Below are 14,452 nucleotides of genomic sequence, written 5' to 3'. Positions count from 1 at the left end.
TTTCGAGTGACCCAGGAGTAGCCCGATGAGTGATCTGACCCGCGAAGAGAAACTGCAAGCCTGGCTGGTGGCCGAAGCCGAGATTCGTGCCCGCCTCAAGCCCGGCACCATGAGCATCGCGGATGTGGCGACGCTGAGCCCCCTGGAGTTCTTCGACGGCATCGGTCAAGGCGAGTTGCCGGCGCCTCCCATCGGTGAGCTGATGGATTTTGTGCCCATCGAATGGTCAAGGGATTGCTTCATCTTCCAGGGCGTGCCGCAGATGCAGCATTACAACCCCATCGGTTCGGTGCACGGTGGCTACGCGGCGACGCTGCTGGATTCAGCGATGGGCTGTGCCATTCACGCCAATCTGGAGAAGGGGCAGGGCTACACGACCACTGACCTGCGCATCAGCTACATCCGTGCCCTGACCACCAAAACCGGGCCGGTACGCGCCGAGGGTCGGATCATCCATGTGGGGCGTTCCACTGCCCTGGCCGAGGGGCGCATCTACGATGTGGATGGCAAGCTCTATGCGACAGGCTCCACCACCTGCCTGATCCTCGGCGGGAAGTGATTCGCTAATTGGCGGTCTGTGGGGGCTGGGCCAGGGAGGGGGCTGGCCCAGAAAAAAGAGTTCTTCCGCAGAGTTTGGGGGCTGAGCGGGTCGACAGTCAGGGAAGTGGGTAAATTGGTGGAGAGCGCTAAAAACAGTGCTTGTAAGCAGGGGGAGTTGACAGGAGGCCGCACTCTGCGAGGCCTGTAGGGCCCAATCGCTTCAGTCCATCATCGGCGCCACGGAGAAGCGGCGGGACAGCGCAGGGTGGGCTGGAGCTGACCTTGCGGCTGATTCATCGGTAATGACGGCTGTGTTGCGGCGCTGGGCGGCATTGAGGGGCGCGTGGTTTATCAGTAAGCGGGATTACCCGTCCCGACCACCTCTCGGGGGCGCTTCGCAGTCGGGTCGTCCTGTTGGCGCTTCCAATGTTGTTTCCCCTGGTCGCAGGCGTCGGCTGGATGCACGGCTGTGGCGGTTGCTTGGTGGGAACTTCAGGGCACTGGCGCAGGTCGGAGAATGCCGTGATTTCCGTCTCTAGCGCACGCAGGTAACGCCGGGGCGGAGCGGATAGCCGGCGCAGGCAAGGCCTGTAACCTGCCATACCCCGAGCCCAGGTGAGATTGCCCGCGATGTACGCCAAGCGTTTTATGTCGATCCTGACGTTCGCCCTTTACGCGGTTTCTTCGCTGCCGGTTTACTCCGCTGATCCGTGGGCGGGCCAGGGCAATAACAGTGCGTCAGCTGCACTGTTGGAGGCGGCGTCGCTGCAACTGGAGTTTGGCGAGGTGGAGCAGGCTGGCGACACGCTGGAGCGTGCTTTGCGCATCGAGCCGAACAATCCCGCGACCTTGCATTATCTGGGGCAGGTGCGGTTGCAGCAGGGGCAGTATGAGCAGGCCATCGCCTTGGCCAAGAAATCCACTGCGCGCGCTCGCACCAATACCGAGTTGCGCAATCGCAATTTCCAGTTGATCCAGGCGGCCCGGCAGAGCATGGGGCCGGGCGTGGCGAGTGGTTCGGAAGCGGAGGTCGCGGTGGATGAACAGGCTGAAGTCCGAGTGGGCCTGTATCAGCAGCGCGCAAGGCCAGGTGAGGCGGGTATTGCAGCCGGTGGTCTGGCCACAGCGGAGCAGGAAGGCTTCGTAACCGAGTCGCAGGCGGGTGACTGGGAATCCCGTTATGCCGGTGGCCTCCAGGCCGCTTCGTTCGATTCACAGCCGGTGTATGACGAGGTGCGTATCCCGCGTGGTCAGATGCCACCGCGTGGCAAATGTCGGATTTGGTTCCCTGATCGCCCAGTGGGGCAACAGCCCGCACCTGGTAAATGCAAGAAGCTGCAGAATCAGGTTCCGCAGGGTGCCTATCTGGTGCGTGGCTGAGGCCAGGGTTTGACGGCGCCCAGGTTCCTGCGCATAGAGCTCCCGGTCTTCGACCAAGGTGCCTGTGTTGCAGCGTCGAGCGGCAAGGCATAATCGCCGCTTTCTCCCTGCTGGAGCCTTTTCATGCAGCTCGACTTCACCCAACTGGCCCCGCTGGACGCCTACCGCTGGCTTGCTTCCACTGTTACGCCGCGCCCTATCGCCTGGGTTTCCACCCTGTCGAAGGACGGGGTCAGTAACCTGGCGCCGTTCAGCTTTTTCCAGGTCATCAGCGACAACCCGCCGACCTTGCTGGTGAACATCAACACACGTGACGATGGGCAGTTGAAGGACACCCTGCGTAACGTGCAGGACACCGGCGAGCTGGTGATCCAGTTGGTGTCCTTCGAGCAGGCGGAAGCCATGAACGCCAGTGCGGCCTTGCTGCCCCATGGCGTGAGTGAGTTCGAGAAGTGCGGCATTGCCACCGAGGCGTCGCTGCGTGTGCAGGCGCCGCGGGTGCAGGGCGCGCCGGTGGCGTTCGAGTGCCAAGTGGCGGAGGTTCAGCCTTATCCACGTGCCAACCCCAACTGTCATCTGGTGTTCGCCGAAGTGCTGCTGGCGCATGTCGATGATGCGGTGTTGACCGAGGCTGGTCGGGTGGACCCGCATCGCCTGGATCTTGTGGGGCGCCTGGGCGGAAGTGCCTACACCCGCACCCGCGACACCTTCAACATGGTGCGGCCGAGCTGAACCCAGCGCCGCTCATCGGCGTCCGACGCGGGTAGGCGGCGCGCTTGTTCGGGCGCTAGCGGCGCTCACGCCGGATCGTGCGCCGAACGACCTTGTCGACCTCCACTACCGCGCAGGTGGCCGCCGCCGTTCCCAGGCACCAGCTCCAGCCCATCAGGTTCAGCCCGCTGGTACCGAACAGCGTCTGCACCGCCGGAACGTAGGTGAAGCCCAGTTGCAGCAACACCATCAGGCCGACCATGCCCCAGACCATTGGGTTGTCCCTGAAGCTGAAACGCGCCGGGCCATTCAGCCGGCGGCTGCTGAACAGGTAGCCGATCTCGCCGAAAACCAGGGCGTTGACCGCCAGGGTTCGGCTGGCCTCCATGCTCCAGCCGATCTGCTGGGTGTAGATGAACAGTCCGAGGCTGGCCACGGTCAGCAGTACCGATACCAGCAGGATCAGCCAGAGCAGTTCGCCCGATAGCAGTGGTGCTTTCGGGTCTCGTGGCGGTCGCTTCATGACATCGTCCTCGGCCGGCTCGAAGGCCAACGCCAAGGCCAGGGTAACGGCGGTGATCATGTTCACCCAGAGGATCTGCAGTGGCGTGATGGGCAGCGTCAGGCCCAGCAGGATGGCCGTCAGCAGGACGATGGCCTGGGCGCCGTTGGTGGGCAGGATGAAGAGGATCGACTTTTTCAGGTTGTCGTAGACCGTGCGACCTTCTTCTACCGCGTGGGCGATGGTGGCGAAATTGTCGTCGGCCAGGACCATCTGCGCCGCTTCCTTGGCCGCCTCGGTGCCCTTGATGCCCATGGCGATGCCGATGTCGGCACGCTTGAGGGCAGGGGAGTCGTTGACCCCATCGCCGGTCATGGCCACCCGTTCGCCAATGGCCTGCAGACGCTCTACCAGGCGCAGTTTGTGGCTTGGGCTGGTGCGCGCGAAAACGCTGGTTTCCTTGAGCAAGGCATCCAGCTCGGAATCGCTCAGCTCATCCAGGTCAGCGCCAGTCAGTGGATTGCCGGCCGGCAGACCCAGGCGCTCGGCAATGGCGGCGGCGGTGGCGGCGTGATCGCCAGTGATCATTTTCACGTGGATACCGGCGTTGTGGCATTCCTCGATGGCGAGGATGGCTTCCTCCCGGGGCGGGTCCATCATGCCCACCAGACCCAGCAGCACGAAGCCACTGTCCAGGTCGGCATGGTTCAGCTCGTGCTGGCCGCTGCCGGCGCCGCGGCGGGCCAGGCCGATCATGCGCAAGCCGGCGGCTGCGCCTTCTCCCAGCACGTCGTCCCAGATGCGTGGGTCCAGGGGCTCGGCGCTGCCGTCACGCCATTGCTGGTCGCAGACTTCCAGCAATCGCTCCGGTGCACCAATCAGGTAGATGACGCCCCGGCCGTGCTCGTCGCGATGCAGGCTGGCCAGGTAGCGGCGCTCGGAGCTGAAGGGGAGGGCGTCGACTCGGGGGTGGCGGCTGGCTTCGTCGTCCGAGTCCAGTTGCAGCTTGCCGGCCAGGGTGAGCAGCGCCGCTTCGGTAGGGTCGCCCGTGATGCACCACTGGCTGTCCACCTCGCAAAGGCTGGCACTGTTGGCCAGCAGGCCGGCGCGGGCCAGCTCGTGCAGGTCGTGGGCGAGGTCGATGGTGGGGCTGACGTCACCTTCGGGGGCGTACCCCACACCAGAAATTTCGTAGCGACGGGCCGCAGTGTAGACGCGTTGCACGGTCATCTCATTGCGGGTCAGGGTGCCGGTCTTGTCGGAGCAGACCACGGTCACCGCGCCCAGGCTCTCCACTGCCGGCAGCCGGCGGATGATCGATTGGCGGTGGGCCATGCGCTGGACGCCCAAGGCCAGGATGATGGTCAGCACAGCCGGCAGGCCTTCAGGAATGGCCGCCACGGCCAGGCCGACGGCGGCCATCAGCATGTCGTCGGCACTGTAGCCGCGCAGCAGGATGCCAAAGGCGAAGGTGGCCACCGCCAGCACCAGGATGATCAGGGTAAGTTGGCGGGCGAAGCGCGCCATGTCTGCCAGCAGCGGTGTCTGCAGCTGCTCCACCGAGCCCAGCAGGTGACTGATGCGCCCCAGTTCGGTTTCGCCGGCGGTGGCGACCACCAGGCCAACGCCGCTGCCGGCACTGACCAGGGTGCCGGAGTAGGCCATGCTGTGGCGGTCGCCCAGGCTGGCATCGCGGGTGACCGGACGGCTGGTCTTGTCGGTGGGGAGGGATTCCCCGGTCAATGCCGCTTCCTCGATCCGCAGGTCGCGTGTTTCCAGCAGGCGCAGGTCCGCCGGAACGCGGTCTCCGGCTTCCAGCAGCACCAGGTCGCCCGGCACCAGGTCCTCCGCCGGCACCTGGCGCACTTCGCCGCTGCGCTTCACCCGGCTGTCCAGGGTTAGCAGCTTCTGGATGGCGCGCATCGCTGATTCGGCCTTGCCCTCCTGGATGAAGCCGACCACGGCGTTGATCATGACCACCCCGAAGATCACCGCGCTATCCAGCCATTCGCCCAGGGCCAGAGTGACCAGGGTGGAGGCCAGCAGCACATAGATGAGCAGGTTGTGGAACTGCAGCAGAAAGCGCTTCAAAGGACCGGCGCTGGCGCGTTCGGGCAGGCGATTGGGGCCAACGCTGGCCAGGCGGCGCTCGGCTTCGTCCGTGTCGAGCCCGGTTGGCCCGCTGTCCAGTTGTCGCAGGCTGTCATCGACAGACTGAGCATGCCAGTGGGTGGAAGTTGGAGCGGTCATGACGTCCTCCTTGGCGAGTCGTGAGTCAAGCCTAGTTCCCCGGGCGCTTTCCTTTATTGGCGTGGGTCAGTTCCTATGCCTTTGTGGGAAACATAGAAAGCTATCCAAAAGCGACCTCCAGTTAGTCAAAAACAGCATGGCCTCCGAGCTGACAGGATTGTGGCTTGTCGCCAGCATTCTGCAGCTCCTATGTTCGGCCTTTCAGGGAAGCGGATAGCAGATCGCGTCCATGCAGTTGTCGCCTTGTGGGGAGGTTGGAGCATGTGGACTGTCTTGCAACGCAGGCTGGCGAGCCTGAGCACTGCCAACAAGCTGATACTGGGGTTCGGCATCGTACTGGCACTCACCCTGGTGGTAGCGGCCACCGGCTTCAGTGCTCTGCGCGCGGTGGACGGCCGGGCTCGTCTTCTTGAGGAGATGCGTGCCATCAGTGGTGATGTGCTGATGATCCGGCGCACGGAAAAGGACTATGCCCTTACCTCTGACACCAAGCATGCCGAGGCGCTGCGTCAGCAGGCCAAAGACATCGTCACCCGCAGCGAGGCACTGGCCGCGCGATTGTCTGGTCCGGGGCGCGAGGCCCTGGATGAAGTCACCCAGGCCATGGCGGAGTACCGAGCGGCTTTTGACCGTTACGTAGAGCTCACCGACAGCCAGCGCCTGGCGCTGGAGGCTGCCAACTGGCTGGTGGTCAGCGCGTCAAACAGCCTCGACGTGCTGCAAAGTGGTCTGAACGAGGATGGCGTTGACCTGCTGAAGAGTTCGCAGGGGGCCGAAGGCGCGGAGCTGGTGACCCAGGGCGGGCAGATCAGCCGCGTTTATCAACTGCTCCTGCAGGCGCTTAACCAGGCCCGCCTGCGCCTGGAGCAGAGCCGGGGCACAGATGAGGCCGGTGCCCCGCAGATCCAGGAAGCCCTGGACGCCCAGAAGCTCGCCGCCGAGTTGCGCGACGCCATGCAAGACCCCGGCTACGCCGCTGTGCTCACTGAAGTGATCGGCAACGTCGACTCTTTCAATGAACGCTTGAAGGATTACACCGCGACCCTGGAGCAGCAGCGCCAGGAGTACATGCATCTGGCGACCCAGGCTGACCGGGTGGTGCAGGCCGTGGAGCGCGCCTACGAACTGCAAAAAGCCGACATGCGCGCTCAGCAGGATTCCAGCTCGCTGCTGATCCTGCTGGCAGCGGCCCTGGCCTTGGTGATCGGCCTGGCGGCTACTGCACTGATCAGCCTGTTGATCGTCCGGCCGCTGCGCCGGGTCATCAGCCTGGCTCGGCAGATCGCCGAGGGTGATCTCAGTGCCAGTATTGAGGTGCAGCGCCGCGACGAGATCGGTCAGTTGATGGAAGCCATGCAGGGCATGTCCGGCAATCTGCGGGACATGGTCGGCCGCTTGCAGGGCGGTGTGGCGCAGATTTCCTCTTCGGCCCAGGCGCTGTCCAGCGTGACCGAGCAGACCCGCGTAGGCGTGAACGGCCAGAAGGAAGAAACCGACCAGGTCGCCACCGCCATGAGTCAGATGGCCGCCACCGTGCAGGAAGTGGCGCGCAATGCCGAGGCCGCCGCCAGTTCCACCGAGGCCGCGGACAACCGTGTCAGCACCGGCAGCCAGGTGGTGCGCCAGACCCTGGAGCGGGTCAATCAACTGGCCCACGCGATGGAGGAAGCCACTTCCAGCATCCAGCGCCTCAGCCAGGACACGCAAAGCATCGGTACCGTGCTCGACGTGATCAAGAGCGTCGCCGAGCAGACCAACCTGCTGGCGCTCAATGCTGCCATCGAAGCGGCCCGTGCCGGTGAGCAGGGACGTGGCTTCGCCGTGGTCGCGGACGAAGTGCGGGCGCTGGCGCGGCGGACCCAGCAGTCCACTGCCGAGATCGAACGGCTGATCGCCACCCTGCGCGATGGCGTGCGCAGTTCGGTGGAGCACATGCAGCAGAGCGAGAGCCTGGTCGGGCTGACCGTGCAGGATGCCAACCTGACCGAGGAAGCACTGGCCGGCATTGCCGACGCCGTGACCCTGATCCACCAGATGAATCAGCAGATCGCCGCGGCGGCCGAGCAGCAGAGCGCGGTAGCCGAGGAGATCAATCGCAGCGTCACCAGCATCCGGGATATTGCCGACCAGTCCGCCATGGCCATGGACGAAACGGCAACCTCCAGCGTCCAGCTCGCGCGGCTCGGGCAGGAGTTGCAGGGCATGGCGGGGCAATTCCGGCTCTGAGTCCGCAGCAAGTCTGGAGGATTCGGCATTCCGTCGTGCGGACCGGGGCCCTAGAATGGTGCCCCTGTCCAACCGGCCTGGAGTGTCGCAATGCTGAAGATCTGGGGACGAATCAATTCCACCAACGTGCGCAAGGCGCTCTGGTGTGCTGAAGAAGCCGGAGTCGCCTACGAGCAGCGCGACGCCGGCGGCGCCTTTGGCCTGGTCAACGAGCCGACCTACCGCGCGCTTAATCCCAATGGCCTGGTGCCGATGATCGAGGACGGCGACCTGGTGCTCTGGGAGTCCAACGCCATTGTCCGCTACCTGGCCGCTCGCTATGCCGCGGGTAGCCTCTATCCCGAGTCGCCGGTGGCGCGTGCCGAGGGTGACAAGTGGATGGACTGGGCCACCTCCAGCTTCGCCACACCGTTTCGCGACCTGTTCTGGGGCACCCTGCGCACACCGCCGGCCGAGCGCAACCAGGCGCTGATCGATAGCGCGCTGACCCGCTGCGGTGAGCTGCTGGCCATTCCCGATCGTGCCCTGGCCGAGCGCCCCTACTTGTCGGGCGAAACCCTGGCGATGGGCGACATCCCGCTCGGCTGCTTCGCCTACGCTTGGTTCGAGATGCCGATCCTGCGTCCCGAGCAGCCCAACCTCGAAGCCTGGTACGCGCGCCTGAAGGTCCGGCCGGCTTACAAGAAAGCGGTGATGACGGCGCTGACCTGATCCGGCTCGCCGATAGAGCCATTGGAACCTAGGCTGAGTGGCAGCGATCCCCGGTTGAATTAGCTGGCATTCGGCCTTATCTAGCCCCTTTCCTTAGAAGCAGACGAATCCATCATGAGTTCCGCCCTGTCCATCCGGCAGTTGACCAAGACCTACGGCAATGGCTTCCAGGCCCTCAAAGGCATCGATCTGGAAGTGGCCGAAGGTGATTTCTTCGCCTTGCTCGGCCCCAACGGCGCAGGCAAGTCCACCACAATCGGCATCCTGTCCACCCTGGTGAACAAGACCAGCGGCACCGTCAGTGTCTTTGGCAATGACCTGGACAAGTCGCCCTACGCGCTCAAGCGCTGCCTGGGCGTCGTGCCGCAGGAGTTCAACTTCAACCAGTTCGAGAAGGTCTTCGACATCGTCGTGACCCAGGCGGGCTACTACGGCATTCCTGCGAAGATCGCCAAGGAGCGCGCCGAGCAGTACCTGAACCAGCTCGGTCTGTGGGAGAAGCGCAATTCGGCCTCCCGCGAGCTCTCCGGCGGCATGAAGCGCCGCCTGATGATCGCCCGGGCGCTGATCCACCAGCCGCGCCTCTTGATCCTCGACGAACCCACTGCGGGCGTGGACATCGAGCTGCGCCGCTCCATGTGGAGCTTCCTCACCGAGCTGAACGAGCAGGGCATCACCATCATCCTGACGACGCACTACCTGGAAGAGGCCGAGCAGCTCTGCCGCAACATCGGCATCATCGACCACGGCCGCATCGTCGAGAACACCAGCATGAAGGAGCTCCTGAAAAAACTGCACAAGGAAACCTTCCTGCTGGACCTCAAGGAGCCCCTGGAAGTGCTGCCCCAGCTCAATGGCTATCCCGCCGAACTGGTGGACGACCACACCCTGGAAGTGCAGGTGGAGAAGAGCCAGGGCCTGACCGAGCTGTTCCGTCAGTTGGCCGCCTTGAACATCGACGTGCTGAGCATGCGCAACAAGTCCAATCGCCTCGAGGAGCTGTTCGTGTCCCTGGTGGAGAAAAACCTGGCGAAGGTGGCCGTATGAGTTCGGAACTCTCCGCAAACCTGGTCGCCCTCAATACCATCGTCTATCGCGAAATCCGCCGTTTCATGCGGATCTGGCCGCAGACACTGCTACCCCCGGCCATCACCATGGCCTTGTACTTCGTCATCTTCGGCAACCTGATCGGTCGACAGATTGGCGACATGGGCGGCTTCAGCTACATGGACTACATCGTCCCTGGCCTGATCATGATGTCGGTCATTACCAACTCCTACAGCAACGTGGTGTCGAGCTTCTTCGGCAGCAAGTTCCAGCGTTCGGTGGAGGAGTTGCTGGTATCGCCGGTGTCGGCGCACACCATCCTCCTCGGCTACACCATCGGTGGCGTACTGCGCGGGCTGGCGGTGGGGGTGATCGTGACCTTCCTGTCGTTGTTCTTCACCAAGCTCCAGGTGCACCACATCGGGGTGACGGCGCTGGTGGTGCTGCTGACTGCCACCATCTTTTCCCTGGGTGGGTTCATCAACGCGGTCTATGCGCGCAACTTCGACGATATCTCGATCATTCCAACCTTCGTGCTGACTCCGCTGACCTACCTGGGCGGCGTGTTCTACTCGATCCACCAGCTGCCGCCGTTCTGGCAGACGGTGTCCCTGGGCAACCCGATCCTGCACATGGTCAACGCCTTCCGTTACGGCATCCTGGGTGTTTCCGACATCAACATCGGCGTCGCCATCGCCCTGATGCTGCTGACCATGGTCATTCTTTACGTCGCCTGCATCCGCCTGCTGGTCAGCGGTCGCGGCATGCGCCAATAAGGCGAAACAAAGCGACACAGAGTGGCATTATCTTCTGGATGCCGCTGATCGAGGTCTGCCGATACAGTCGGCAGACCTCTTTCCTTCCGAATCGTCCCAGGGGCTCCTAATGATGGTCCGCCGCAGTGTTTGGCTGTTGTTCGGGGCGCTTGCCTCGTTTTCCGTCGTGGCCCAAGAGGCGCCGCTGGTGGAAGTGGCCGAGCCTCAGCGGGCGCTGGTGCGCGACGAGCTGGTGACCTTCGGTTCGCTGCGCTCGGACGAGTCGGTGATGATCCGCCCGGAAGTGGAGGGCAGGGTGGCCAGCCTGCATTTTCGCGAGGGTGAGACGGTCAGGGGCGGCGAACTCCTGATCAGACTGGACGACGCCATCGCCCGCGCCGAGCTGGCCCAGGCCCGCGCCAACCTCGACCTGGCGGAAAAGAGCTACCAACGGGCGAAGATGCTGTACTCCCGCGGCGCCAGCAATGCCCAGGCGCAGGACGAGTCGATGTCCCAGGAACAGGCGGCGCGTGCCAGCCTGGCGCTGGCCCAGGCGCGCCTCGACAAGACCCAGATCCGCGCCCCCTACGACGGCACCCTGGGGCTTCGCCAGGTCAGCGTCGGTGACTACCTCAGTGCCGGGCAGGACATGGTCAACCTGGAAGTGCTGGACCCATTGAAGGTTGACTTCCGTATCCCGCAGAAGGCAGTCAGCCAGGTGAGTCTTGGCCAGCCGGTGGAGCTCAGCCTGGACACCTATCCGGGAGAGCGTTTCCGCGGCGAGATCATCGCCCTCAACCCGCGCCTGGACGAAATCGGCCGCAGCCAGGCCATCCGCGCGCAGATCCCCAACAAGGAACATCGACTCAAGCCCGGCCAGTTCGTGAAGGTATCGGTGATCCTCGCCGAGCGCCCGCAGGCCCTGCTGATTCCCGAAGAGGCAGTGATGCCTGTGGGGCAGCAGTTGTTCGTCAACCTCGTGGTCGACGGCAAGGTGGAGCGCCGGCAGATCAAGATCGGCCAGCGCCTGCGCGGCAAGGCTGAGGTTCGTGAGGGCCTGCAGGGCAACGAGCAGGTCATTACTGCGGGGTGGCAGAAGGTCAGTCCCGGGCTGGAGGTCCGCACCGTAGCGCGAGGTGGGGTATGACCCTCTCTGATGTGTGCATCCGCAGGCCGGTATTTGCCACCGTCCTGTCGCTGATCCTGGTGCTGCTCGGGTTGCTGGCTTACCAGCGGCTGGCGGTGCGGGAATATCCCAACATCGACGTGCCCATCGTCACCGTCAACGTCATCTATCCCGGCGCCAGCCCGGAGATCATGGAATCCCAGGTGGCCCAGCCCATCGAGGACGTACTGTCGGGCATCGAGGGCCTGGACTTCGTGGCCTCCATCAGCCGCTCGGAAAACACCCAGATCACCGCACAGTTCCGTCTCGGCACCAACGCCGACGAAGCTGCCAACGATGTGCGCGACCGCCTGGGCCGGGTACGCGGCTTGCTGCCGGACGAGATCAATGAGCCCATCGTGCAAAAGGTCGAGGCCGACGCCCAGCCGGTGATCTGGATCGCCTTCTACAGCGAGCGGCATTCGGCGATGGAGATCACCGATGTGCTCGAACGGGTGATACGCGACCGCGTGCAGACCATTCCCGGTGTCTCCGAGGTACAGATCCGTGGCGCCCGGCGTTTCGCCATGCGCATCTGGCTGGACCCGGAAAAGCTCGCCGCCCACGACCTCACGGTGCAGGACGTGGAAGATGCCCTGCGCCGGCAAAACGTCGAAATTCCGGCTGGGCGCATCGAGTCGGTGCAGCGCGAATTCAGCGTGCTGTCGGAAACCGACTTGCGCACCCCCGAGGAATTCAACGACCTGATCCTCAACGACCAGCGCGGTTATCTGCTGCGCCTGGCAGACGTCGGTCATGCCGAGATCGGCGCTGCGGACGAGCGCAGCATCGTGCGCTTCAATGGACGCTCTGCCGTGTCCCTCGGGCTGGTGAAACAGGCTACGGCCAATCCGCTGGAGATCTCCGACGGTCTCAATGCCGCGCTGCCTGAACTGCAAGCCTTGCTGCCCGACGGCATGAAGATGACCATCGCCAACGACAACTCGCTGTTCATCCGCGAATCCATCGACAACGTCTACACCACCATCTGGGAAGCGGTGGTGCTGGTCATCCTGATCATCTTCCTGTTCCTGCGCTCCCTGCGTGCCACCCTGATTCCCCTGGTGACCATCCCGGTGTCGCTGATCGGCGCCTTCAGCCTGATGGTGCTGCTGGGTTTCTCCATCAATACCCTGACGCTGCTGGCCATGGTGCTCGCCATCGGCCTGGTTGTGGACGATGCCATCGTCGTGCTGGAGAACATCCACCGACACATCGAGGAGGGCATGTCGCCGCTCCAGGCTGCCTACAAGGGCAGCCGCGAGATTGCCTTCGCGGTTGTCGCCATGACACTGACGCTGGCGGCTGTCTATGCCCCCATCGGTTTCATGCAGGGCACCTCCGGCAAGCTTTTCACCGAGTTCTCCTGGACCTTGGCCGGCGCGGTGCTGGTATCCGGTTTCGTCGCCCTGACCCTGTCGCCGATGATGTGCGGCCACTTGCTCAAGCCCCACGGGGCGCAGCAGCACGGGCGCTTCTACAACCTGGTGGAGTCCTTTCTTCACGCACTGACCTACAGCTACCGTCACCTGCTGGAGCGGGTGCTGCGCGCCTGGATGCTCATTGTCCTGCTGTTGGCGGCGATCCTGGTGTTGTGCCTGGTGCTATTCAGCGGTCTGCGCAGCGAGCTGGCTCCCACCGAAGACACCGGCACCATCGTCGGCTCCATCAACGGCCCCGACGGCGCCACCATCGAATACACCAGTCGCTACGCGAAAATGCTGGAAGAGGCCTACCAGACCATCCCGGAAGCCAACCGCTACATGGTGGTGGTGGGCTTCCCGACCGTGGCCCAGGGCCTGTCCTTCCTCAAGCTGGAGCCTTGGGATGACCGCGAGCGCAGCCAGTTCGAAATCCGTGACGAGCTCCTGCCCAAACTGCGCGACATTCCCGGCGTGCGGGCCTTCCCCATTAACCGTCCGCCGCTGGGGCAGAGTGCGCGTAACCAGCCGGTGAACTTCGTGATCCGCTCTTCGCTGGAGTACAGCGAGCTACAGGGTTACGTCGATCAGTTGATGGAGCGCGTGCGTAACTTTCCCGGGCTGGAAAGCCTGGACAGCGACCTCAAGCTCAACGCGCCGCAGCTCAAGGTCACGGTCAATCGCGAGCAGGCGGTGGCTGTGGGCACGGACACCGCGGCCATTGGCCGTAGCCTGGAAAGCCTGTTCGGCAGCCGCCAGGTGACGCGCTTCAAGCAGAACGGCGAGCAGTACGACGTGCTGGTGCAACTGGCCAACGTCGACCGCAGCAACCCGGACGACCTAAACCGCGTGTACGTGCGCGGCCGCAACGACAGCATGGTGCAACTGGCCAACCTGATCGACGTACGCGAAACCGTGGCGCCCCGCGAGCTCAATCACTTCAACCAGCTGCGCGCGGTCACCGTGACCGCCAACGTCGGTTCCGGCTACACCTTGGGCGAGGCCCTCGACCACCTGGAAGTGGCGGCGCGTGAGGTATTCCCGCCAGACACCCAGTTCGACTACACCGGCACCTCGCGTGACTTCAAGGATTCCAGCAGCGGTGTGGCGCTGATCTTCGCCCTGGCCCTGGTATTCATCTACCTGGTGTTGGCGGCGCAGTTCGAGAGCTTCATTGACCCGATGATCATCCTCTTCAGCGTTCCGCTCTCCATGGCCGGTGCGCTACTGGCGCTGACCTTCTTCGGCGGCACCCTGAACATCTACTCCCAGGTGGGCATGGTCACGCTCATCGGCCTGATCACCAAGCACGGCATCCTCATCGTCGAATTCGCCAATCAGTTGCTGCGCCAGGGCGTGGACCTGCACGAAGCGGTGATGGAAGCCTCGGTGAAACGCCTGCGGCCGATCCTGATGACCACCGGTGCCATGGTGCTGGGCTCGGTGCCCCTGGCCATCGCCACGGGCGCCGGCGCGGAAAGCCGGCAGCAGATCGGCATGGTGATCGTCGGCGGCCTGCTGGTGGGGACCTTCTTCACCCTGTTCGTGGTGCCGACCCTGTATCAACTGCTGCGCCGCTGGAAGCCGATCCACAAGCTGGAGGCTGCGCCCGCGTGACTTCATCTTGCGGTGCCGGCGGGCTGACGCCCTTTGCAGGGGCGAATTCATTGGCTAATTCTGCGTTAGTTGTTGCAACGATGAAGGAAGTGCTCTAGTGCAGACCTTCGAGGCTTCCGCGCCAGCC

General features: G+C 63.9%; 10 protein-coding genes. 9 read left to right on the top strand and 1 reads right to left on the bottom strand.

Annotation, left to right across the window (positions count from 1 at the left end):
• Positions 1-25 precede the first annotated feature (25 nt).
• The 3 genes from E8F20_RS09545 (at position 26) to E8F20_RS09535 (ending at position 2,652) form a co-directional block, all read left to right on the top strand.
• Complete coding sequence (locus E8F20_RS09545; RefSeq protein ID WP_280283534.1) at positions 26-559, top strand: PaaI family thioesterase; 534 nt, start codon at positions 26-28, stop codon at positions 557-559.
• A 611-nt stretch (positions 560-1,170) separates the two neighbouring features.
• Positions 1,171-1,920 (top strand): tetratricopeptide repeat protein, encoded by a 750-nt coding sequence (locus tag E8F20_RS09540; RefSeq protein WP_280283533.1) that lies wholly within the window; start codon positions 1,171-1,173, stop codon positions 1,918-1,920.
• A 123-nt stretch (positions 1,921-2,043) separates the two neighbouring features.
• Positions 2,044-2,652 carry a flavin reductase family protein gene (locus E8F20_RS09535; protein WP_280283532.1) on the top strand — a complete coding sequence of 203 codons (609 nt, stop codon included), beginning with the start codon at positions 2,044-2,046 and terminating at the stop codon, positions 2,650-2,652.
• A gap of 55 nt (positions 2,653-2,707) precedes the next feature.
• Here the strand turns inward: E8F20_RS09535 and E8F20_RS09530 are convergent, their stop codons facing one another.
• Entirely contained in the window at positions 2,708-5,383 is a 2,676-nt protein-coding gene (locus tag E8F20_RS09530) for a cation-transporting P-type ATPase (RefSeq protein ID WP_280283531.1), read from the bottom strand.
• A gap of 261 nt (positions 5,384-5,644) precedes the next feature.
• Between E8F20_RS09530 and E8F20_RS09525 the strand changes: the two genes are divergently transcribed.
• The 6 genes from E8F20_RS09525 (at position 5,645) to E8F20_RS09500 (ending at position 14,325) form a co-directional block, all read left to right on the top strand.
• Positions 5,645-7,609, top strand: a complete 1,965-nt coding sequence (locus tag E8F20_RS09525) for a methyl-accepting chemotaxis protein (protein ID WP_280283530.1) — start codon at positions 5,645-5,647, stop codon at positions 7,607-7,609.
• 90 nt (positions 7,610-7,699) lie between these two features.
• Positions 7,700-8,320 (top strand): glutathione S-transferase, encoded by a 621-nt coding sequence (locus tag E8F20_RS09520; protein WP_280283529.1) that lies wholly within the window; start codon positions 7,700-7,702, stop codon positions 8,318-8,320.
• Between the two features lie 114 nt (positions 8,321-8,434).
• Positions 8,435-9,367, top strand: coding sequence for an ABC transporter ATP-binding protein (locus E8F20_RS09515; RefSeq protein WP_280283528.1), 933 nt, complete (start codon positions 8,435-8,437; stop codon positions 9,365-9,367).
• Complete coding sequence (locus tag E8F20_RS09510) at positions 9,364-10,143, top strand: ABC transporter permease (protein WP_028629790.1); 780 nt, start codon at positions 9,364-9,366, stop codon at positions 10,141-10,143. The genes E8F20_RS09515 and E8F20_RS09510 overlap by 4 nt, the downstream gene beginning before the upstream one ends.
• A 109-nt stretch (positions 10,144-10,252) precedes the next feature.
• Positions 10,253-11,269, top strand: a complete 1,017-nt coding sequence (locus E8F20_RS09505) for an efflux RND transporter periplasmic adaptor subunit (RefSeq protein ID WP_280283527.1) — start codon at positions 10,253-10,255, stop codon at positions 11,267-11,269.
• Positions 11,266-14,325, top strand: coding sequence for an efflux RND transporter permease subunit (locus E8F20_RS09500; protein WP_280283526.1), 3,060 nt, complete (start codon positions 11,266-11,268; stop codon positions 14,323-14,325). The genes E8F20_RS09505 and E8F20_RS09500 overlap by 4 nt, the downstream gene beginning before the upstream one ends.
• Positions 14,326-14,452 lie beyond the last annotated feature (127 nt).

The sequence above is a fragment of the Pseudomonas sp. BN415 genome, assembly GCF_029871195.1.
Lineage (GTDB): Bacteria > Pseudomonadota > Gammaproteobacteria > Pseudomonadales > Pseudomonadaceae > Metapseudomonas > Metapseudomonas resinovorans.
The sequence above is the reverse complement of the archived record's forward strand: the minus strand, read 5'-3'. Positions and strand labels throughout refer to the sequence as shown.